The sequence below is a fragment of the Actinomadura luteofluorescens genome, assembly GCF_013409365.1.
GTDB lineage: Bacteria > Actinomycetota > Actinomycetes > Streptosporangiales > Streptosporangiaceae > Spirillospora > Spirillospora luteofluorescens.
In genome coordinates this window covers 1,265,718-1,287,011 of sequence record NZ_JACCBA010000001.1, presented here as the reverse complement: position 1 = coordinate 1,287,011, position 21,294 = coordinate 1,265,718, and the positions used below count along the sequence as shown (strand labels likewise).

General features: G+C 73.5%; 18 protein-coding genes. 6 read left to right on the top strand and 12 right to left on the bottom strand.

Annotation, left to right across the window (positions count from 1 at the left end; genetic code table 11):
* From BJY14_RS05685 to BJY14_RS05670, 4 genes are all read right to left on the bottom strand, one after another.
* The gene (locus tag BJY14_RS05685) at positions 1-1,878 is read right to left on the bottom strand and encodes a CASTOR/POLLUX-related putative ion channel (protein ID WP_218905135.1); all 1,878 of its coding nucleotides are present in this window, start codon (positions 1,876-1,878) and stop codon (positions 1-3) included.
* A 184-nt stretch (positions 1,879-2,062) separates the two neighbouring features.
* Complete coding sequence (locus BJY14_RS05680; RefSeq protein WP_179842640.1) at positions 2,063-2,392, bottom strand: histone-like nucleoid-structuring protein Lsr2; 330 nt, start codon at positions 2,390-2,392, stop codon at positions 2,063-2,065.
* 17 nt (positions 2,393-2,409) lie between these two features.
* Positions 2,410-2,766 (bottom strand): Lsr2 dimerization domain-containing protein, encoded by a 357-nt coding sequence (locus BJY14_RS05675; protein WP_179842639.1) that lies wholly within the window; start codon positions 2,764-2,766, stop codon positions 2,410-2,412.
* A 111-nt stretch (positions 2,767-2,877) separates the two neighbouring features.
* On the bottom strand, positions 2,878-4,158 hold the full coding sequence (locus tag BJY14_RS05670; protein WP_312878999.1) for a PucR-like N-terminal domain-containing protein: 1,281 nt from the start codon (positions 4,156-4,158) through the stop codon (positions 2,878-2,880).
* Positions 4,159-4,438: 280 nt separating this feature from the next.
* Here BJY14_RS05670 and BJY14_RS05665 point away from each other — a divergent pair, with 280 nt between their 5' ends.
* The 3 genes from BJY14_RS05665 to BJY14_RS05655 all read left to right on the top strand — a co-directional run bounded on the left by BJY14_RS05665 (position 4,439) and on the right by BJY14_RS05655 (position 9,464).
* Entirely contained in the window at positions 4,439-6,535 is a 2,097-nt protein-coding gene (locus BJY14_RS05665) for a catalase (RefSeq protein WP_179842638.1), read from the top strand.
* Positions 6,536-7,586: 1,051 nt separating this feature from the next.
* Complete coding sequence (locus BJY14_RS05660) at positions 7,587-8,255, top strand: polyprenyl synthetase family protein (protein WP_179842637.1); 669 nt, start codon at positions 7,587-7,589, stop codon at positions 8,253-8,255.
* A 12-nt stretch (positions 8,256-8,267) separates the two neighbouring features.
* Complete coding sequence (locus tag BJY14_RS05655; RefSeq protein ID WP_179842636.1) at positions 8,268-9,464, top strand: PucR family transcriptional regulator; 1,197 nt, start codon at positions 8,268-8,270, stop codon at positions 9,462-9,464.
* Positions 9,465-9,509: 45 nt separating this feature from the next.
* Here the strand turns inward: BJY14_RS05655 and BJY14_RS05650 are convergent, their stop codons facing one another.
* The 3 genes from BJY14_RS05650 to BJY14_RS05640 all read right to left on the bottom strand — a co-directional run bounded on the left by BJY14_RS05650 (position 9,510) and on the right by BJY14_RS05640 (position 11,901).
* Positions 9,510-9,896, bottom strand: coding sequence for a nuclear transport factor 2 family protein (locus BJY14_RS05650; RefSeq protein ID WP_179849186.1), 387 nt, complete (start codon positions 9,894-9,896; stop codon positions 9,510-9,512).
* A gap of 98 nt (positions 9,897-9,994) precedes the next feature.
* A complete protein-coding gene (locus BJY14_RS05645; protein WP_179842635.1) occupies positions 9,995-11,182 on the bottom strand; it encodes a zinc-dependent alcohol dehydrogenase in 1,188 nt (395 codons plus the stop codon).
* 77 nt (positions 11,183-11,259) lie between these two features.
* Positions 11,260-11,901 (bottom strand): hypothetical protein, encoded by a 642-nt coding sequence (locus BJY14_RS05640; RefSeq protein ID WP_179842634.1) that lies wholly within the window; start codon positions 11,899-11,901, stop codon positions 11,260-11,262.
* Positions 11,902-12,066: 165 nt separating this feature from the next.
* Here BJY14_RS05640 and ctaD point away from each other — a divergent pair, with 165 nt between their 5' ends.
* A complete protein-coding gene (gene ctaD / locus BJY14_RS05635) occupies positions 12,067-13,755 on the top strand; it encodes an aa3-type cytochrome oxidase subunit I (RefSeq protein WP_179842633.1) in 1,689 nt (562 codons plus the stop codon).
* A gap of 10 nt (positions 13,756-13,765) precedes the next feature.
* Here ctaD and qcrB read toward each other — a convergent pair whose 3' ends face one another.
* Together qcrB and BJY14_RS05625 are read right to left on the bottom strand one after the other, a co-directional pair.
* Positions 13,766-15,400 carry a cytochrome bc1 complex cytochrome b subunit gene (qcrB, locus tag BJY14_RS05630; RefSeq protein WP_179842632.1) on the bottom strand — a complete coding sequence of 545 codons (1,635 nt, stop codon included), beginning with the start codon at positions 15,398-15,400 and terminating at the stop codon, positions 13,766-13,768.
* Between the two features lie 89 nt (positions 15,401-15,489).
* Positions 15,490-16,368, bottom strand: a complete 879-nt coding sequence (locus tag BJY14_RS05625) for a LysR family transcriptional regulator (protein WP_179842631.1) — start codon at positions 16,366-16,368, stop codon at positions 15,490-15,492.
* 97 nt (positions 16,369-16,465) lie between these two features.
* Here BJY14_RS05625 and BJY14_RS05620 point away from each other — a divergent pair, with 97 nt between their 5' ends.
* The gene (locus tag BJY14_RS05620; RefSeq protein ID WP_218905133.1) at positions 16,466-17,857 is read left to right on the top strand and encodes an MFS transporter; all 1,392 of its coding nucleotides are present in this window, start codon (positions 16,466-16,468) and stop codon (positions 17,855-17,857) included.
* On the opposite strand, the gene BJY14_RS05615 is transcribed toward BJY14_RS05620, so the two are convergent.
* From BJY14_RS05615 to BJY14_RS05605, 3 genes are all read right to left on the bottom strand, one after another.
* Positions 17,823-18,932, bottom strand: coding sequence for a PrsW family intramembrane metalloprotease (locus BJY14_RS05615; RefSeq protein ID WP_179842630.1), 1,110 nt, complete (start codon positions 18,930-18,932; stop codon positions 17,823-17,825). The genes BJY14_RS05620 and BJY14_RS05615 overlap by 35 nt on opposite strands.
* Positions 18,923-19,459 carry a hypothetical protein gene (locus BJY14_RS05610; protein ID WP_179842629.1) on the bottom strand — a complete coding sequence of 179 codons (537 nt, stop codon included), beginning with the start codon at positions 19,457-19,459 and terminating at the stop codon, positions 18,923-18,925. The genes BJY14_RS05615 and BJY14_RS05610 overlap by 10 nt, the downstream gene beginning before the upstream one ends.
* A gap of 111 nt (positions 19,460-19,570) precedes the next feature.
* Positions 19,571-20,422, bottom strand: a complete 852-nt coding sequence (locus tag BJY14_RS05605; RefSeq protein WP_179842628.1) for a pentapeptide repeat-containing protein — start codon at positions 20,420-20,422, stop codon at positions 19,571-19,573.
* A gap of 69 nt (positions 20,423-20,491) precedes the next feature.
* Between BJY14_RS05605 and BJY14_RS05600 the strand changes: the two genes are divergently transcribed.
* A complete protein-coding gene (locus tag BJY14_RS05600) occupies positions 20,492-21,274 on the top strand; it encodes a putative protein N(5)-glutamine methyltransferase (RefSeq protein ID WP_179842627.1) in 783 nt (260 codons plus the stop codon).
* Positions 21,275-21,294: the final 20 nt, after the last annotated feature.

Sequence of the window (21,294 nt, the reverse complement as noted above, 5' to 3'; positions counted from 1 at the left end):
TCAGTTCTCGGCGAGCACGATGACGCGGTCGTCGGCCGACAGGGTCAGCGGCGCCGTCTTGTCCGGGTTCAGCACCACCCCGTAGCCGGGCGGCTCGTGGAACCGCTCCGTCAGGCGGTAGCCGAGCGCGACCTCGCCGCGCCGCCGCGCCGACTCGATGAGCGTCGCGAAGTCGGCCTCGGCGCCCGGCGCCAGGTAGTCGCAGGCGGGCTTGAGGTAGATCTCCGAGCCGGCCGGGTCGAGCAGGTCGGCGAACACCTCGTACAGGTGCCGGTTCTCGCTCAGCTGGGTCAGCATCAGACTGATCAGCTTCTCGCTGACCACGAAGTCGTCGGCCTTGGTGACCTGCGCGATCTCCCGGTTGGCGTCGTCGTTGATCTCGCTGACGATGGCGAAGGGGTCGCCGAGGCCGTCCTCGATGTCGCGCAGGTGCAGCAGCGTGACGAGGGTGCGGGCGTCGGCGTGCTCCCGGTCGTGCCGGGCGTCCGACAGCACGATGACCCGCTGGAAGGAGCCGAGGTCGAGGGACTCCAGCGCCGGCCGCTCGGTCGGCTCCGCCCGGACGAAGGCGATCTTGAGGTTGACCGCGGGGGGCAGCGCCCCGGTCGGGTCCTCCCGCGGCGCGGCCACGACCAGTTCCGAGTCCGGGGCGAGGAACTCGTCCAGCAGCTCGACGATCTTCGGGGCGCGGTGGTTCCAGCCGAGCATCAGCGTGCGCTCGGCCGCCGGGGGCCGGGCGGTCGCCGTGGTGATCGCCTCCTCCCGGACGGGCGGCGCGGGCCCGCTGGCCAGCCGGATCAGCAGGTCGTCCTCCGCCAGGACGATGACCTCGTCGTCGGCGCGGATCTCGGTGTCCATGGGCGGGTTCAGCAGCACGGACCCGTCCGCCCGCCGCAGCCCGGCCGGGACCCCGAGGTCGTAGGCCGCCAGCGAGGCGCCGAACCGCATGCCCGCCAGGGCCGGCTCGGCGCGCATGTAGAACTCGTGCCCGGCGAAGTCCAGCAGGTCGGTGCAGACCTGCGACAGTCCCGACTGCCGGTGCGACTGGACGATCAGCCGGATCGCCACGTCGTCGGCGTCGATGACGTGCGCGGCGGGCCCGCCCGCGAGCCGGGCGGCGGGCAGGTTCGCCGAGTCGTGCACGGCGGCGACGATGTGCGGGCGGCGCCGTCCCCAGGAGCGGGCGCCGAGCGACAGCAGCACCTTGATGACGCGGGCGTCGGACTCCTCGACCTCCGGCGTGACCACCATGATGGACCGCGCGGTGCCGGGGCTGACCAGCTCCACGTCCGCGACCTTCAGCGGGTCGCCGGTGCGGCACACGATCCTGGTGCGGCCGAGGTCGCCGACCCGGGCGCGGATGGCGTCCTCCATCTCGACCTTGTCGCGGTCGGCGAGGATCGCCACGCACGACCTGCGCCGGCTCTGGTTGGCCTCCACCAGCTCCGCCACCACGGTGAAGACCTGCTCGGACCAGCCGAGCAGCACCGTGTGGTCGTGCTCGACGATCCGCGAGCGGCCCTTGCGCAGCTCGGTGATCTTCGCTTCCAGGCCGGTGGTGAGCACGCCGATGAGCGAGCTGACGATGAAGATCCCGCCGATGGTCGACACCAGCATCAGGCCGAGGAACGGCGCGGTGCCGGTGTCGCCCCCCATCGTCCCGGGGTCGAGCGTGCGCAGCAGGCTGCGCCAGACCATGCCGGGCCAGTGGCCGTTGGACTCGCTGTCGCCGGGGGCGATCACGAGCGCCGCGGTCGCCACCACGAGCACCAGTGCCCCGGACGCGAGCCCGAGCCAGCCGATGAGAGCGGGCGTCCCTTTCGACATCGTCCGGTCGAACCAGTACCGGACCCTGTCCCGCCGCGTCACGCGTGTCAACGGGCCGCCCCCTCCGCCGTCGCCCCCGGCGCCAGCCTATTGTGTTGTCTCGCACCATTACTGGCATTCTCTCCCGCAATGTGGGGAGGATTTGCCCGATGCGCACGCAAGAGGGCCGGGGCGTGGATAAATCCGCCCCGGCCCCTCGCCGCGCGCCGGAACACCGCCGGCCGCGCGGCGGCCGCTAGTGCGCGGCTTCGTACTGCTCGATCACATTGGCGGGGATACGGCCCCGCTCATTGACCTTGATGCCGCGGTTCTTCGCCCACTCGCGAATCTCCGCGGAGCGCTCGCGGCTGCCCGCGGTGCGCGTCCCGCGGCCGCCCCGGCCGGCGGCCTTGCGCGCCTTGCGGGCGCCGGCCACGAACGGCTCCAGGCCGCTGCGGAGCTTGGCGGCGTTCTTCTTGCTCAGGTCGATCTCATAAGACGTGCCGTCGATGGAAAAGCTGACGGTCTCGTCAGCCTCTCCGCCGTCGATGTCGTCCACGAGAAGGACTTCGACCTTCTGTGCCATGCGGGGACTCCCTCTAGCTATGCGTCCGGCTTGGCGTCCGGATGTGCCTCGATGAATGCAGCATAGACCTCATCCGATATCTTGCCACGTTCGGAGACTTCGATGTCCTCACGCAATGCCCACGCCCGGACATCGCCGTTCGTGTAGCCCTTGATCTTCGCGGTGCGGGACTTGCGGCCCTTCCCGGCCGGCTTCACCTCGGCGGCGTTCTCGATGAAGGGCGCGAGGGCGTCCAGCATCTCGTTCAGCCGCTTGTAGTTGTCATCGTTCAAGTCGATCGTGAACGTCCGGTCCAGGACTTCGAAGTCCCGCTTTGCGACATCGGCTCCTTCGGAGCCGTCCATGTCGTCCACCCGAATGACCTTCTCGGCCATGTGTTCTGTGTCTTCCTTCCCCTCGCCGGCTGCGGCGACCTTGACCGTAGCGGATTCCGGGGGCGGACATGGTGGCGGGACGCGCGGGGAGCACGGAAAGAAGGGCGCGCGTCAGCCGCCGCGGCGCTGGATCCAGGTGTGCAGGAGCAGCATCATCTCCAGCCGGATCTCAGGATCCTCGATGTCGAAGCCGAACATTTCGTGGAGTTGCGCCAGCCGGTAGCGGACGGTCTGGGGATGCACGCGGAGGACCTCGGCCGCCCCGGTGGCGTTGAAGCCGTGCTTCATGCACTCCAGCAGCGTCACCGCGAGCCGCCGGCCCTGCCGGGGGCCCAGCGCGTCCAGCGGGGCCAGCCGCCGGGCGGCCACGAGCGCGGCGAGCGTCGCGCCCTCGCGCAGCAGCAGGCCGGGCAGGTGCTCCTCGGCCCGCACGAGCAGCCCGCCGCGCCGTGACCGCCGTCCGGCCCGGCCGGGGGCGGGCCCGTCCGGGCCGGACGGCGCGGGCGGCGCCAGGTCGAGGGCGCGCCGCGCCCACAGCAGCGACGTCCCGGCCTCCTGCGCCGGCACGGACGGGCCGACCGCGCCCGTCCAGCCCGCGAGCGTCGCGGCCAGCTCGTCCAGCCGCCCGGGCCCGTCCGGGTCCGGCATGACCAGGCAGGGGCGGCCGTGGTCGAGCCCGGTCAGCAGGGACGGCGGCAGCCCGGCCGGGCCCTCCCCGCCGCTTCCGGGCCGCGCCCGCAGCACGATCACCGCCAGCCGCCGCGGCAGCGGCCAGCCGGCCCGGGCCGCCTGCTCGCGGACGACCTCGGGCGGTGCCGGCGGGTCCGCCAGCAGCAGGGCCAGCAGGCGGCCGCGGCGCTGCTCGCGCTCCCCGGCGGCCTTCTCCCGCGCCCGGGCGTAGCCGTGCGCCGCGGCCGAGGCCAGCGCGTCCAGGTAGGCGAAGTTCGCCTCGGCGAGCAGGCTGACCAGCGCGGGAGGGCGGCCCAGCCGCTCGGCCTCGACCGCCAGGTGCCGCCAGGCGAGCCGCGACCCGACCCGCATCGCGTTCTGCAGGTGCTCCAGGCTGCGGCCCTCCACGGCCTCGCCGTAGCCGACGTCGAAGTAGACCTGGTACACCTCCTTCCACGAGGTGTCCGGATCGGCGATCATCTGCACGAAGTGCTCCATCGCCTTGGCGACGGCGGCCTCGGCCACCCGCCAGTAGGCCGCGTCGCCCGGCCGGTCGTACTCGGGGACGTGGCGCAGCACGCCCTCGACCATGACATCGAGCAGCCCGGGCAGGCGGGGGCGCATCCAGCGGGCCTCTTCCGCCGGGACGTCCCGCCACGGCTCGTCCGCCAGGCCGTCGAGGACCGGTGGCCCGGAGTCCGCGTCGTCGTGGGCCACCGCCACGGTGACACCTCCCCTCGCCGTGCTGGAGCGGGCACAGGGCCCGGACGTCTCAACCTAGGCACGCGGCGTGACGCGCGACACTCACCGGGCCTCACCGTCCTCGGCGGCCTTTGTCAGCGGTCTGACAAGCGCCGCCGCCCGTCCGCGCGGCCCGTGCCGAACAGGACTCAAGTTCCGGTCAAACAACGCATGCCACAGAAATACCGGGGTAGCCGCCACAACACGTGCGCAGTCATCGCCAACGAGTCACCACCCGCGTCATCATCCGAGGAGCCAGAACATGGGCGACCCCACCGGCCGCGACGACCGGAAGCAGGAGCAACTGGACCACCGGAGGGTGAGCCCGGAAGGGACGAAGCTCACCACCGACCAGGGGATCCGGGTCGACGACACCGACAACTCGCTGTCGGCGGGCGAGCGCGGCCCGTCGCTGATGGAGGACTTCCATCTGCGCGAGAAGATCACGCATTTCGACCACGAGCGGATTCCCGAGCGGGTCGTGCACGCGCGCGGTTCGGGGGCCTACGGCCATTTCACGCTGCACGAGTCCCTCGCCGAGTACACCACGGCCGAATTCCTGACCGACACGTCGCTGACGACGCCGGTGTTCGTGCGGTTCTCCACCGTCGCCGGGTCCCGCGGCTCCGCAGACACGGTCCGGGACGTCCGCGGCTTCGCCACGAAGTTCTACACGCGCCAGGGCAATTTCGACCTCGTCGGAAACAACATGCCGGTCTTCTTCATCCAGGACGGCATCAAGTTCCCCGACTTCGTGCACGCGGTGAAGCCCGAGCCGGCGAGCGAGATCCCGCAGGCGTCCTCCGCGCACGACACGCTGTGGGACTTCGTGCAACTCCAGCCCGAGACCATGCACATGATGATGTGGCTCATGTCGGACCGGGCGCTGCCGCGCAGTTACGCGATGATGGAGGGCTTCGGCGTTCACACATTCCGGCTCGTGAACGCCCAGGGGCGCGCGACGTTCGTGAAGTTCCACTGGAAGCCCAAGCTCGGGATCCACTCGCTCGCCTGGGACGAGACCCAGAAGATCGCGGGGAAGAATCCCGACTTCAACCGGGCCGACCTGTGGGAGCGGATCGAGGCCGGCGCCTTTCCCGAGTACGAGTTCGGCGTCCAGCTCGTTCCGGAGGAGGACGAGCACGCCTTCGCCTTCGACCTGCTCGACCCGACCAAGATCATTCCGGAGGAGCGGGTGCCGGTGCGGACGGTCGGCACGCTGGTGCTCGACCGCAATCCCGACAACTTCTTCGCCGAGACCGAGCAGGTCGCCTTCCACCTCGGCAACGTCGTGCCCGGCATCGACTTCACCAACGACCCGCTGCTGCAGGCGCGGCTGTTCTCCTACCTGGACACGCAGCTGATCCGGCTCGGCGGGCCGAACTTCCCGCAGATCCCCGTGAACCGGCCCGTCGCGCCGGTCCGCAACCACCACCGCGACGGCTACCACCAGACGGACATCCACCAGGGCCGGGCGAGCTACCACAAGAACTCGCTGTCGGGGGGCTGCCCGGCGGTCGGCGGCGAGGGCTCCTTCACCCACTACCAGGAGCGGGTGGACGGCAACAAGATCCGCAAGCGCAGCGAGAGCTTCGCCGACCACTACTCCCAGGCGACGCTGTTCTGGAACAGCATGTCCGACTGGGAGAAGGAGCACATCGTCGGCGCGTTCCGGTTCGAGCTCGGCAAGTGCGACCACCGGCACATCCGGGAGGGCGTCATCGAGCAGCTCAACCGCGTCGACCACGACCTGGCCGTCCAGGTCGCCGAGGGCGTCGGGGTGGAGCCGCCGCAGGAGGCGGCGACGGCCAACCACGGGCGCACCTCGCCCGCGCTGAGCCAGGCGAACGCGCCCGCGGAGTCCGTCCAGGGCCGCAAGGTCGCGGTGCTGGTGGCGGACGGCGCCGACTCGGCGGCCGTCGCGGCGGCCGGCGACGCGCTCACCGAGGCAGGGGCGGTGGTCGAGGTCCTCGCCGCGAAGGACGGCTTCGTGCAGGCGGCCAACGGCGGTCAGATCGAGGTGACCCGCGCCATGCCGACCGTCGCTTCCGTCCTCTACGACGCGGTGCTGGTGCCGGGAGGCGAGCAGAGCGTGCGGACGCTGGCGCAGGACGGCGACGCCGTGCACTTCGTCGCCGAGGCGTTCGTGCACTGCAAGGCGATCGGCGCGCTCGACGAGGGCATCGGCCTGCTGGAGCGCGCCGGCGTCGACAGCGTGCGGTTCTCTGGCGGGGAGGCCGTCAGCGACGCCGGCGTCGTCACCGGGCGCGGGGCGGGCGGCGACTTCCCGGCCAGGCTGGTCGAGGCGGTCGCGGCGCACCGGCACTGGACGCGCAGGAAGGCTCACGTGCCGGCCTGACCGTGGCCCGCGGGCGGCTTTCCGCCCGCGGGCCGGGACCGATCGGGGGACGGGGCCCGGCACGGCGGACGCTCTGCGCGGCCGCCGCGCCGGGCCCCGCCGCGCTGGCCGCATTCTGCCAATTAATTGTGGGCAACGTCACAGGACCGCGGCCGGTCGCGGCAATTGAACAATAATCTGAAAATATACCTTGTGTGATCGCTCTGAGAATGTGCGGCGCAGGTCGCGCGGAAACGCGCGGCGTGCGGTCCCGCCGGGAGCGGGTGACGTGCGAGGTCCGTGCCCGCGTCGCCGGGGCGCCTCCTGCAAGCAGACGCTGACATGCGGTTTCCGGGGCACAGGAGCCTAGCGCGGACGGTGTCCGCGCCGCGCCGGTTGCCGGTCCGGGCAGCCCGGCGCGCCCTGGACTGCCCGGGAGTGCAGTTCAGCAATCCGCATTTCTGTAGCAGGATGACGGCCGTCCGGTCGGCTTATCCGCCCTTCCCCGGAAGGGCGCCGGCGCCGTTTCTGGCGCGGGCCGGCGAGCGTTGTGGTCGAAGAAATCAGGAAACGCGCGTGGCCGGGGCCGTCATCGACCGATTCCGTGAGCCGGCACCCTCGGCGGCGCCCGGATCGAGCCGGACGGCGGCGCCGGCACGGCCCGAGACACCCCCGCAGCAGAGGAGTTGGCACGTGGACGAAGGAGCGTTCGGCAGGGCCGCCCAGGAACGGGCGATCGCCGAGGTCGAGGCGGAGATGGCGCGGCTGTGCGAGCTGCTCGCCGAGGGCCTCGCGATGGGCGTGGACGAGGGCCGCGAGATGGTCGGGGGCGCCATGTCGGAGTTCCTCGTGGAGTTCTTCGACCTCGCCCGGGCCGAGGGCTCGCGTCCCGGCGTGAAGGCGATGATCACGCTGCCGCTGCTGGTGCACGGCGCGGAGACCGGCGAGCCGGGCCCCGCGATGCCCGTCGCCGTGCTGCACCTGCTCTGGTGGGCGTCGGCCCGCTACCTCTGCGACCTCACCGGCGCCGCCGGCGCGCCGTCCCCCGGGGGCGCGCGCCGCCGGCGGGAGGGTGCTCACCGCGCTGGCCGTCGGCGGCCAGCTGCCCGGCCGGCTCATCGCCGGCCTGCCCGCCGGCGCGGCCGTCCGCGCCGCGCTCGCGGACGAGCTGTCGCGCTCCTGGGTGGACGCCGTCGACGGCCGGCTCCGCGACCTCACCGAGCGGGCGCCGAACGCGACCCCCGAGTCGGTACTGCGCGGCTACGAGGGCAGGGCCGGCGCGCCCTACGCGATGGCCGCGGCCTCGGCCGCGCGCCTCGCCGGAGCCGTCGACCACCGGGTCGCGGGCTGGCGGGCGTACGGCCGCGCCCTCGGCGTGCTGCGCCGGCTCGCCGACGACCAGCGCGACCTCGCCTCCGGGCGGTACGAGGACCTCGCGGCCGGCACCGCCACGTTCCTGCTCGTCCACCTGCTGGCCGAGCTGCCCCCCGCGCGGCGTCGCGAGGCCCTCGCGCTGCACGCCTCCGCCCGCCACTCGGCGTCCGCGCGCGCCGAGATGGCGTCCTGGATGCTCGACGAGGAGGTCGCCGAGTCCTACGCCGCCTCCCTCGCTCCGCTGATCGACCGCGCCCACGGCCTGCTCGACATGCTCGGCGGCGATCCGGGCTGCGTCCGGGAACTGCACCGGGTGGTCGACGGCACCGTCGGTCACCTGCCCGGGCTCCCGCTGGCCGCGGCCTAGAGAGGACAGTCGATGACCGTTCCCGGCGGCCTCCCCGAAGTCCTCGCCGCGCACTGCCCGCGGGTCGCCACGGCGATCCGGGAGGCATTGCACGGCCATCCCGCCTACCAGCCGATCCGGCGGGCGGCGGGCCCGATGTTCGGCGGGCGCAGGGAGACCTGCGCCCGGCTGCTCGGCCTCGTCCTGCGCCGGGCCCCCCTCCCCGAGGACGACCGCGGGCGCTTCCGCGACCTCGGCGTCCTCGCGGCCCGGCAGGCGGTCCCGCTGCCGGTGCTGTCGGAGGCGTGGGACCTGGCCCTGGCCGCCGCGGCGCGGACCTGCTGGACGGTCGCGCCGCCCGGCTGCTTCACCGAGATGGCCGAGCTGACCGCGCACGCGGCCCTGCTCGCCTCCGGCGCGCGGGAGGCCTGCATCCAGGGCTACGCGGAGGCGCCCCGCGAGGGGACGAGGTCGCGGCCGCTGCGCCGGCTCCTCGCCGAGACCCTGATCGACGGCGCTCCCGCCGGCGTCATCGCCGACGCGGCCGGCGTCCGCCTCGCGCCCGCCTACCTCGTCCTGCGGTGCGAGGCGCCCGCCCTCGCGGCGGAGGACTGGGAGCGGGAGAGCGAGCGCCTGGAGTCCTGGGAGGGCGTGCTGTACTCGGGCGACCCGGCGGGGCTGATCGTGCTGTTCCCCGCCGCCGAACCGCTGCGCGCCGAGAACCTCGCCGCCGAGTTCACCGCGGGGCTCGCCGCCCGCTCGCGCGGTCCGGTGCACGCCGCCGAGTCCTACCGGCGCGGCATCGCCGACATCCCGGCCGGGCTGGAGGAGGCCTCCCGCGTCCTGACGATCGCCAAGGCCATCCCGGACGCCGAGGACCGCCCCTACCGCGCCGACGAGCTGCTCGTCGAGCTGGCGATCCTCGGGCAGCCCGCCATCCGGGGCCGGCTCGCCACCGTGCTGTCCCCGCTCGACGCCGGCACCGACCTGCGGCGGACGCTGGAGGTGCTGCTCGCCTGCAACCTCGACCGCGAGCGCGCCGCGCGGGAGCTGTGGATCCACCGCCGCACCCTGCACTACCGCCTGGACCGCATCCGCGAGCTGTCCGGCGTCGACCCGAGCTCCGCGCGCGGCCTCCAGCTCTTCCGCGCCGCCCTCACCTCCGTTCGGCTGACGTGCCTGGAGCGCGAAGGCCGCCGCGCCGAGGACCCGCCGCCGCTGAGCGCCTGAAGGAGGCACCGTGGAGCTCTGGAAGGCCCGGCGGGAGCCGGGGCGTCAGGCGAGGCCCATCTCTCGTCTGACGGTCTCGAACTGCACCGCCATCGCGTCCGACAGCGCCTGCGCCCCCGACAGCGGCCGGACCATGACGCAGAACTCGTCGATGAGCCCGGCGTCGTCGTGGTGCAGGAAGTCGCAGCCGTGCACCTCGCGGTCGCCGACGCGCGCCTTGAAGACCAGCGCGTGGTCGCGGCCGCCGCCGATCTCGCGGACGTAGCGGAAGTCGGTGAAGACCCGGGTCACCGCGCGCAGGATCGCGGTGGCCGTCGCCCGCCCCTCGTACGGCGCGAACGCCACCGGGCTGAGGAACGTCACGTCCTCGGCCAGCAGCGCCGGGAGGGCGTCCAGGTCGCCCTTCTCGATGGCGGCGCGGAACGGGTGCATCGGGTCCACCTCCAGAGCCTCGGTCATCGGCACGCCCGAAGACGTGCCGGAAAGCCTAGGGCGGGAGGCCCCGGCCCGCGATCACCTCGCGGGCGGCGTCACGTGCCCGGCTGCAGCAGCACCTTGATGGCGCCGTCCTGCTTCTTCTGGAACATCTCGTAGGCCTGCGGCGCCTTCTCCAGCGGCCAGCGGTGCGTGGCGAGGTCCATCACGCCGAGCGGGTCGGCGTCGTCGGCGACGAGCGGCATCAGGTCGTCGATCCAGCGCTTGACGTGGGCCTGGCCCATCCGCAGGGTGATGCCCTTGTCGAACATCTGCATCATCGGCAGCGGGTCCGTCATGCCCCCGTACACGCCGCTGAGGGAGATCGTCCCGCTCCGGCGCACCACCTCGATGGCCGTGGTGAGCGCCGCGAGGCGGTCCACCCCGACGCGCGTCATCAGCGGCGCGGCGGCGTTGCCCGGCATGAGCCCGGTGAGGGTCTGCGCGAGCTTGGCGCCGGGGGAGCCGTGCGCCTCCATGCCGACCGCGTCGATCACCGAGTCGGTGCCGCGCCCGCCGGTGAGCTGCCGGACCGCGTCCGGGACGTCGTCGGCGTCGGAGGCGTCGATCACTTCGACGCCGTGCCGGCGCGCCATCTCCAGCCGCTCCGGGACGAGGTCGACCGCGATCACTCGGTGGCCGAGATGGCGGGCCACCCGGGCCGACATCTGCCCGATCGGGCCGAGCCCGAGCACGGTGACCGAACCGCCCTCGGGGATGTCGGCGAAGGCCACCGCCTGCCAGGACGTGGGGAGCACGTCCGACAGGTAGACGTAACGCTCGTCCGGTGGCCCCTCCGGCACCTTGATCGGCCCGAACTGGGCCTGCGGGACCCGCAGGTACTCGGCCTGCCCGCCCGGCACCTGCCCGTACAGCCGCGTGTAGCCGAACAGCGCCGCGCCCGTGCCCTGCTCGCGGACCTGCGTCGTCTCGCACTGGGCGAACAGCCCGAGGCCGCACATGTGGCAGTGCCCGCACGAGATGTTGAACGGGATGACCACACGGTCACCGGGCTTGACGTGCGTGACGTCAGGCCCGGTCTCCTCGACGACGCCGATCGGCTCGTGGCCGAGGACGTCGCCCTCGCTCATGAACGGCCCGAGCACCTCGTACAGGTGCAGGTCCGACCCGCAGATGCCGGACGAGGTGACCCGGATGACCGCGTCGTTCGGCTCCTTGATCTTCGGGTCGGGGACCTCCTCGACGCGGACGTCGCGCTTGCCGTGCCAGGTGACAGCCTTCATCGTGCTCCTCCGGTGGGACGGGCTCCGTCCCAGGCGGCCCTACCCGGGCGACTGGGGCGAAACGTCCGCTCCGGCGGTCAGGGGCAGCGGTGGGCCCGCGCGGTGGCGCGCACCGCCGCCGTCCTGGTCGACCACAGGCGGGGCGTGGCGGGCGGGTACGCCTCCGGCCCCGGTTCCGGGCGCAGCCGGAATCCGCGGGCGTCATAGGCCTCCCAGCCCGTCCGGCGGCCGCGCAGGTTCAGGACGTGCGTCACGGTCCCGGCGGCGTGCCCGTCGTGCCGGAGATGCCAGCGGTGGGCGTCCCGGTCGGCGGTCGTGAACTGGTACAGGCGCCAGCCGGGTCCGAGGCGGTGGGCCAGGTCGAGCGTCACGAGCGGCCCGGCGGCGGTCTGGCGCCCCGTCCGCTCCGGGGAGGACGCTCTTGCGGCCGGGGCGGGCCGCGGTCCGCAGTCGCGGACGGCACGGGCGAGTTCGCGGGCGGCCTCCGCCAGCGCGTGCGCGGCTTCCGCGAGCCGCTGCTCCTGCGCGGGCGGCGGCGCGCCGGCGCCGGTCTCGCGGCGCGCCCGCGCCGTCCTCCTGCGCGCGGTGTCCAGCTGGTCGAGCGCGTGGGCGGCCTCGTCGCGGGCGGCCGCGACACCGGCCCGCCCCTCGACGGTGGCCCGCACACGCGAGGGTTCGTCGGGCTCGCGGGCCCGAGGGCTGAGATTCTCGTTTCGCACGGGGGGAGCTCCTTCGGTTGTGCCTTTCTGGGCCGCTTTCCCGAAGTTCCCCGCTTCATCCCTCGCGTGATCGCCGGTCCACCGCTCCGCGGCCCTGCTCGCCGCGTTTGAAACCGGCGTGCGCGGCTAATGGCCGAATGGGGGCGGACGTGGGGGAGAGCTGGGATGACGACCGTGCAGGGGCGGCAGGACACCAGCGTCGCCGACGCGCTCGCGCGGCATCGCAAGGGAACGAGAATCGGCCATGTATTGGCGACGACCGACCACAAGATGGTCGGTTACCTCTATCTCGGGACATCGTTCGCCATGTTCCTGGCCGCCGGGCTGCTGGCGATGGTGATGCGGGCCGAGCTGCTGGAGCCCGGCAAGCAGGTGGTGAGCAACCACACCTACAACGAGATGTTCACCATCCACGGCACGATCATGATGCTGCTGTTCGCCACCCCGCTGTTCGCCGGGTTCGCCAACGTGCTCGTCCCGCTGCAGATCGGGGCGCCGGACGTCGCCTTCCCGCGGATGAACGCGCTCACCTACTACCTGTTCCTGTTCGGCGCGCTCATGGTGCTGGCCTCGTTCGTCATGCCGGGCGGCGCCCCCGCGTTCGGCTGGTTCGCCTACACGCCCCTGTCCACCCAGGCCTACACGCCGAACCAGGGCGGCGACATGTGGGCCATGGGACTGATCCTGTCCGGTGCCGGGACGATCCTGACCTCGGTGAACATGATCGCCACGATCATCGCGATGCGCGCCCCGGGCATGGTGATGTTCCGGCTGCCGATCTTCACCTGGAACGTGCTGCTGACCAGCCTGATGGTGCTCATCGCCTTCCCGGTGCTGACCGCGGCCCTGTTCGCGCTGGAGGCCGACCGCAGGCTGGGCGCCCACATCTACGACCCCTCCAACGGCGGCGCGCTGCTCTGGCAGCACCTGTTCTGGTTCTTCGGCCATCCCGAGGTCTACATCGCGGCGCTGCCGTTCTTCGGCATCATCACCGAGATCATCCCGGTGTTCAGCCGCAAGCCGCTGTTCGGCTACCTCGGCATGGTCGGCGCCACCATCGCGATCACCGGGCTGTCGATGACGGTCTGGGCGCACCACATGTTCGCCACCGGCGGCGTGCTGCTGCCGTTCTTCTCCATCACCTCCTTCATGATCGCCGTGCCGACCGGCCTGAAGTTCTTCAACTGGGTCGGGACGCTCTGGAAGGGGCACCTGACCTTCGAGACCCCCATGCTGTTCGCGCTCGGGTTCCTGGTGACGTTCCTGTTCGGCGGCCTGACGGGGGTCATCCTCGCCTCGCCCCCGATGGACTTCCACCTCACCGACTCCTTCTTCGTCGTCGCCCACCTGCACTACGTGCTGTTCGGGACCGTGGTGTTCGCGATGTTCGGCGGGTTCTACTTCTGGTGGCCGAAGATGACCGGGCGGAAGCTGAACGAGACCTGGGGGAAGATCCACTTCTGGACGCTGTTCGTCGGCTTCCACACCACCTTCCTCGTCCAGCACTGGCTGGGCGCCGAGGGCATGCCGCGCCGCTACGCCGACTACGCCGACCAGTTCGCGACGCTGAACCTCGTCTCCTCGATCGGCTCGTTCGTTCTGGGCGCCTCGACGTTCGCGTTCCTGTGGAACGTGCTGTGGTCCTGGCGGCACGCCGAGCGCGTCGGGACCGACGACCCCTGGGGCGCCGGCGGTTCGCTGGAGTGGGCGACCTCCTGCCCGCCGCCCCGCCACAACTTCACGTCGATGCCGCGCATCCGCTCCTCGCGCCCCGCGTTCGACCTGCACTACCCGCCGAAGGAGCCGCCGCAGGAGGCCGAGCCGGCGCTGCCGCCGCCGGCGTCGTCCGGCTGACGGGCGCCGGTCACTCGCCCTGGCCGTTCTCCCCGGAGCCCTTCCGCAGATCGCCCTGGCCGCCGCCGTGCGACTCCGCCTGGTAGTTGAGATAGAAGCGGTTGACGCGGGTCCGGACCTGCGTGCGGGCCCGGTCGGGCGTCGGCAGCGGGATCAGGTGGTGCGGGTAGGGCGCGACCAGTTCGCCCGGCCGCCGGGCCTCCATCACCGCCTCCGCCTCCTCGGACGGCTGCTCGTGCCGCTCCCGGAACCCCCCGTCCGGGGTCAGCGAGATCAGCCCGCTCTCCACGCCCTCCTCGCGGGTCCGCAGGTCGCGGCGCTGCAGGCTCAGGCAGATCCGGCGGGTGATGACGAAGGCCGCGATCGGGAAGACGAAGAACCCGGCGCGGAAGAACCAGGTCGTCCAGAACAGCGGGATCTTGAAGGTCGCGGAGATGTAGTCGTTGCCGCCGGCCGACAGCAGGCCGCCGTACCAGGCGACGGCGGCGGCGCCGATCGCGGTCCTCGTCGCGGCGTTGCGCGGCCGGTCCAGCAGGTGGTGCAGGCGCTCGTCCCCCGTGGCCCAGCGCTCCACGAACGGGTACAGGCCGATGAGCGTGAAGAACACGCCGGGCAGGATGACGGCAGGGACCAGCACGTTCCAGGAGACGGTGTGGCCCGCGACGGTCGTGGACAGGCGCGGCATGATGCGCAGCGAGCCTTCGAGGAACCCGACGTACCAGTCGGGCTGGGAGCCGAACGACACCTGGTCAGGGTCGTAGGGGCCGTACAGCCAGACCGGGTTGATCTGGAAGAACGCGGCCAGCCCGGCCAGCACGCCGAACGTGAAGAGGAAGTAGGCCGTGCTCTGCGTGGCGAAGTGCGGGAAGGTCGGCTCCCCGGTCACCGCCCGCTCCCGCCGCCCCCGGCCCGGAAAGATCGTGTGGGTCTGGTGCCAGAGGATCATCAGGTGCGCGGTGATGAGGGCCAGCAGGATCCCGGGGACGATCAGGATGTGCACGGTGAACAGCCGCGGGATGAACTCCGCGGCGGAGGGGAACTCCCCGCCGAAGGCCCACAGGGCCGCGTAGGTCCCCGCGAGCGGGACCGAGAGCAGGATGCCCTGGAAGATCCGCAGGCCGGTGCCCGACAGCAGGTCGTCCGGCAGCGAGTACCCGGCGAACCCTTCGGCGACGGCCAGCACGAACAGCGTCGTGCCGATCACCCAGTTGATCTCGCGCGGCTTGCGGAACGCGCCGGTGAAGAAGATCCGCAGCAGGTGCACGCAGATCGCCGCGACGAAGACGTTCGCCGCCCAGTGGTGGATCTGCCGCATCAGCAGACCGCCCCGCACGTCGAACGACAGGTGCAGGGTGGAGGCGTACGCCTCGCTGACCGTGACGCCCTTCAGCGGGGCGTACGAGCCGTCGTAGACCGTGTCCGCCCCGCTCGGGTGGAAGAACAGCGTCAGGTAGACCCCGGTGAGCACGAGGACGACGAACGAGTAGAGCGCGATCTCGCCGAGCAGGAACGACCAGTGCTTGGGGAACGCCTTGCGGATGTTCTTGTCCAGGAACCCGGTGGACCCGAGCCGGTCGTTGACCCCCCAGAAGAGCTTCTGCGCGCGCTCGGCCTTCGCGGTTCCGCTCCCGTTCCGTCCTGCCATAGCGTTCTCCCCGGCCGAACAATGATCTCCCTTGGGCGGCTACCCGGGGTAAGTAAGGGCAAACGCTCCGTACCGGTGACGCGGAACGGTCAGGCGACGGCCGCGTACAGGACCTCCCGCATGCCGGGGACGCCCTCCCGGTCGGCCCGCCAGACGAGGCGAAGTTCGAGGCCGGGGGCGTCGAACGCGAGACGGGCGAGGGTTCCGGCCGCCAGCCGGTCGCGGACGGCGAACTCGGGGAGCAGCGCGATGCCGAGGCCCTGCTCGGCCCAGGAAGCCATCACGGTGACGCTGCCCGCCCGCACCCGCTCGACGGCGGAGCCGAGGAGCCGCTCACCGGCCATCCAGAACGAGCACGCCGGCACGTTGACCAGCAGCCTCTCGCCGCGCAGGTCGCCGGCGGCCAGGCTGGGCGCCCCGGCGAGCCGGTGGTCCGGCGCGGCGACGAGGGCGAGCGGCACCGGCTCCACGTCCACGAAGTCCAGCGGCGCCGGCGGCGGCGCGAACCCGAGCCCGCCCACGCCCTCGCCGGCGTCCAGCAGCAGCGCGGCCTCCAGGTCCCCGGCGGCGACCGCGTCCAGGAGCTGGTCGCGGGCCGCGTCCGACCGGACCTCGACCCGCAGCCCCGGCCGCCGCTCGGCCAGCCTGGACAGGACGGCGGGGACGTGCGCGGCGGCGATCGACTCCAGCGCGCCGAGCCGCAGCACCGGCTGCTCCGCGGCCACCTCGCGGCGGGCCTGCTCGGCCTGCCGCAGCAGGCGCCGCGCCCACCCGCGCATCCGCTCGCCCGCCTCGGTCGGCCGCATGCCCTTGGGGCCGCGGTGGAACAGCGGGACGCCCAGCGACGCCTCCAGCGCGCGGATCTGCTCCGACACCGACGACGGCGCGAGCCCGAGGGCGTTGGCGGCGTCGGTGACGGTCCGGTGGGCGACGACGGCCTCGAACGTCCGCAGCTGGCGCAGTTCCATGCCGGTCGCAACCCGGGCCGTCCGTTCGGATATTCCGAACGCCGCGTGCGGGCCGGCCGGTGGAGCCCTCCCGCGCGGATGCCCAGACTGGGGCGCCATGAACCCGGTTATCTCACCCGCGACGGCCGCGCCCTCCGGGCGGCGCGGCCCCGCCCTGTTCGGCATCTCACTCGGCTACTTCATGGTGCTGCTCGACACGACCGTCCTGTCGGTGGCCGAACCCGACTTGGCCGACTCCCTGCACGGGACGGTCGCGGGCCTGCAGTGGGCCGTCACCGGCTACACCGTCGTGTTCGGCGCGCTGCTGCTGTCGGCGGGCGCCGTCGCCGACCGGTACGGCGCGCACCGCGTCTTCCGCGCGGGCGTCGCGGCCTTCGGCGCCGGGTCGCTGCTGTGCGCCGCGGCGCCGGACCTGTGGACGCTCGTCGCGCTGCGCGCCGTCCTCGGCGCCGCCGCCGCGGCCTGCGTGCCCGCCTCCATGGCGATGATCGCCCGCCTGTACCCGGCGCCCGCCGAGCGCGCCCGGGCCGTGGCGACCTGGGCGGCGACCAGCGGCGCCGCCCTCGCCGCCGGGCCCGTCGCGGGCGGCGCGCTGGTCGGCCTCGCCGGCTGGCGCGCGATCTTCCTGGTCAACGTCCCGCTCGCCGCCGCCGTCCTCGCGCTCGCGGCGGGACGGCCCGTGCACTGCCCGCGCGGGACCCGCCGCCTCGACCCGGTGGCGCAGCTCCTCGCCTGCGCCGCGCTCGGACTGCTGACCGACGCCCTGATCGCCCTGGGAGGCGGGCCGGGCGCGCACGCGGCCGTCTCGGCGGCCGGAGCGGTCGCGGCCGGCGCCGCGTTCGCGGTCCGCGAGCGCGGGAGCGAGGCGCCGGTCCTGGTCCCGGCGGTGCTCCGGGCGCCGGGGATGCCCGCCGCCCTGGCCGCCGGCGCCGCCGTCAACTTCGTCATGACCGGCGTGCTGTTCGTGCTGCCGCTGGTGTTCCGGCAGACCCTCGGGCTGACGCCGCTCCAGACCGGCCTGGCGTTCCTGCCGATGACCCTGCCGTTCGCGTTCAATCCGCTGCTCACCGGGCGCATCGTGGCGCGGACCGGCCCGCGCCGCCCCGTCCTGGCGGGCCTGGGCCTGCTGACCGCCGGGGGAGCGCTGTTCGGCGCCGTGCTGCTGGACGGCGCGTCCTATCCGCCGCTCGTCGCGGGCCTGCTGTGCACCGGCTTCGGCGTGTCGTTCGCGCTGCCCGCGCTCGCGACGATGGTCGTCGCCGCGGCGCCCGAGGGCACCGCGGGCGCGGCGGGCGGCGTGCTGAACGCCGTCCGCCAGCTCGGCGCCACGCTCGGTGTCGCGATCATGGGCACGTTCGCGCCGGTCGGAGCCGGGGACGGCTCCAGCGACCCCGCCCGGGCGCTGTTCATCGCCGCCGGCGTCTGTGCGGCCGTGTGCGCCTGCGTCCTGGCCGCTACGCCACGCGCACGTTCGCGCCGGACGCCTTGAGGTCGCCCCGCAGGGCGCGGATGTCGGTGCGCAGCCGCTCGGCGGCCAGCGGGTCCGGTTCCAGGCCGCCGAGGCCGTCCTCGATGAGGGCGAGTTCGGCGGCGCGGAGCCGTTCGAGCAGCCGGCGCGACTCCCCGGCCGGCACTCCCCACTGCTCCTTCCTGCGCCACTTGCGGAACGCGAGCACGTGGCCCTCACCCGGCACGAGGACGCCGTCCCTCGTCTCCGCGTGCACCGTGCGCCGGAAATGCGAGAGGTAGCGGCGCCTGGCCAGGCGGTAGGCGACGACCGCCGCCAGCAGGATCGGGGCGCCCTTCACCGGCATCAGGACCAGCCCGGACAGGACGGGGGCGTCCCACCACGAGTGCAGCGCCATCGCCAGGACGAACGCGCCCATCGCGACGGCCAGGTGCGCCTTCGAGGCCCGCCCGATCAGGAGGCCGAGGCCCGCGCCGCCGACCGCGGTCATCGCCCAGTGGCTCCACCACGCCCCGCAGACCACCCGGGTGCCGAACGAGAAGAGCGCCGCGTTCGCGTCGTGCGTGGCGCCCGTCAGGACGATAGTGTTCAGGACGTACAGGAAGTTCTCCGCGAACTGGAAGCCCAGCCCCGCCAGCGCGCCGTAGCCCCAGCCGTCGAGCGGCCCGCGGACCGCGGCAGGCGCCATCAGCGCCAGCGTCGCGACGCCGAGCAGCTTCAGGATCTCCTCGTTCACCGGGGCGGCGATCGACGCTCCCCACGCCGCGTTGAAGCCCGGCCCCGCCGTCTTCCCGACGATCGCCTGGAACGCCGCGTTGGCGGGCAGCGCCGTCCCGAACGCGGCCAGCCCGCCCCACGCCACCGCGACCAGCGCGTAGCCGAGCGGCGGCGAGCGGACGGGGTGCAGCCGCCGCAGCAGCCACACGCCGCCGGCCAGCGCCGGCGCGAGCAGCACGACCCCGGCGACCGCCCCGCCGGGGAACGCCGAGACGTGCGTGCCGATCCCGCGCAGCGCGATCCAGACGCCGAGCAGGCACGCCGCCGCCCACAGCCAGAACGCGGGACGGCGCGCCAGACCGCCGCGGGTCATTCCCATGGCGCCGCGATCCTGATCGTCCGCACCATCGCCTCGACCTGCGGGGCGGCGTCACCGAAGGCCTGCGGTGGGCCCGTCGCCGTGACGGCCGCGCCGAGCGTCCCCTTCGCGAACACTGCCGCCGTGCCGACGCGCTCACGCCCGGCGAGCCGTCCCGTCAGCCCGGTCAGGCCCTGCGTGGTCGTGAGCGGGACGGGCCCCGTCCCGAGGCGCGTGCGACCGCCCGCGGCGACGATCCGCCCGAGGCCGCCCCACAGCGCCCGCGCGTCCGCCGATCCCAGCGGCACCACCACGCTGAGGTCGAAGACCACGTCGCCGCTGAGCAGTTCGGCGCTGCTGGCGAGGGAGGTGGCGCCCCGGTTCAGGACCCAGCCGGGGGAGGTGACCGAGAACGTCACCGGGCGGGCCCCGTCGCGCTCCGTCCCGACCGACACCACCGTGCCCGGCGCCAGCGGCTGCCCGCGGGGCCCGAGGGCGCGGTCGAGCAGGGGAAGCCCGCCGCCGAGGACCAGCAGCACGAGCGCCACGGCTCCCGTACCCCACCATCTGACCCGCACCACGCGACCCCCCGACGACGTGCGCTGCGGAAATGCCCTTTGACAGGCGAAAATGCCCCTTGACCGGGCGGCTAAACAAGATCAGGCCGCGGGAGTCGTCCAGTGCGCGGGCCGTGCGAGGGCCGCCGGCAGCCGCGTCGCCGCGTCACCGCGCGCCGAGTCGAGCTGCGGCTGGGTCAGGAAGAGGCACCCGGTGAGGTCGGCGCCGCGCAGGTCGGCGTCCCGCAGGTCCGCCCCGGTCAGGTCCGCGACCCGCAGGTCGGCGTCCCGCAGGTCGGCGGCGATCAGGTACGCGCCGCGCAGATCGGCGCCGCGCAGGTCGGCGCGCCTGAGCCTCGCCCCCATCAGATCGGCGCCGCGCCGGTTCTTCCGGCGCCCGGGGACGCCGGCCCTGGCGAGCTCTCCCGCCCGCGACAGCAGGCCGTTCACCCTCTCCCGGACGGCCCGGACGTCCACCTCGGCGAGTTCGCCGGGGTCGCCCCCGGTGAGGCGGTCGACCTCGCCGGACGCCCGCCGCAGCCCGTCGAGGATCGGGCCGGAGGACGGCAGCGCCGCGGCCTGGTCCAAATACCAGAGCAGTTCGTGGAGCTGCCGCATGACGGGGAACACCGCGAACATGCGGTGCGCGGCCTCCGGGTCCCCGCGCCAGTCCCGGCCGGAGAAGGTCTCCTGCGACACCTTCTGACCGGCGCCGAAGCAGTCGAACACCGTGCAGCCCGGGAAGCCGCGCCGCCGGAGGTCGGCGTGGATGCCGCAGCGGAAGTCGGCCAGGAGGTTGCGGCAGGGCTCGCCCGCGTCCTTGTCCACCGCGAAGTCGGTGGACCGGGCGAACGGCAGCGCCACACAGCACAGCCCGAAACAGCTGGCGCAGTCGGCCCTCAGGTCCGATCTGTCCGACACCCACGACCCCCCGGCTTCTGGACGACGCTCCATTGTCGCGCCCGGCCGGCCATGCCGGGGACGCGCGGGAGGCCACGGTGCCGGATACAGTTGCGGACTCCAATGACAGCACCCCTCACCGAGCCCGCCATCGTCTCCAGGCTCCGCGCAGCCGGCTGCGTGTTCGCCGAGGACGAGGCGCGCCTCATCCTCTCCACCGCCCCCGCCCCCGGCGACGCCGCCGCCATGGTGGAGCGCCGCGCGGCCGGCGAGCCGCTCGAACACGTTCTCGGCTGGGCGATGTTCTGCGGGCTGCGGATCGCCGTCGGCCCCGGGGTCTTCGTGCCCCGGCCCCGCACCGAGTTCCTCGTCCGGAGGGCCCACGCCCTCGCGCCTCCCCGCCCCGTGATCCTCGACCTGTGCTGCGGGTCGGGCGCGCTCGGGGCCGCGCTCGCCTCCGGCGCGGGCGAGTGCGTCCTGCACGCCGCCGACATCGAACCCGCGGCGGTGCGCTGCGCCCGCGGCAACATCGCGCCGTACGGCGGCACGGCCCACGAGGGCGACCTCTTCGACGCCGTCCCGGGCGAGCTGCGCGGGCGGGTCGACGTCCTGCTGGCCAACGTCCCTTACGTCCCGACCGGGGACATCGCCCTGATGCCGGCGGAGGCGCGCGACCACGAGCCGCGCTCGTCGCTCGACGGCGGGCCGGACGGTCTCGACGTGCTGCGCCGCGTCACCGCCGAGGCGTCGCGCTGGCTCGCCCCGGGCGGCCGCCTGCTGTTCGAGACGAGCGAGCGGCAGGCCGCCGCCGCCGTCGCCGCCGTGGAGGCCGGCGGCCTCGCTCCCACGGTCGCTGCGTCCGAGGAGTTCTCCGCCACCGTCATTGCCGGGGCAAAGCCGGTGTAAAACTCCACAGGCGGGTATCG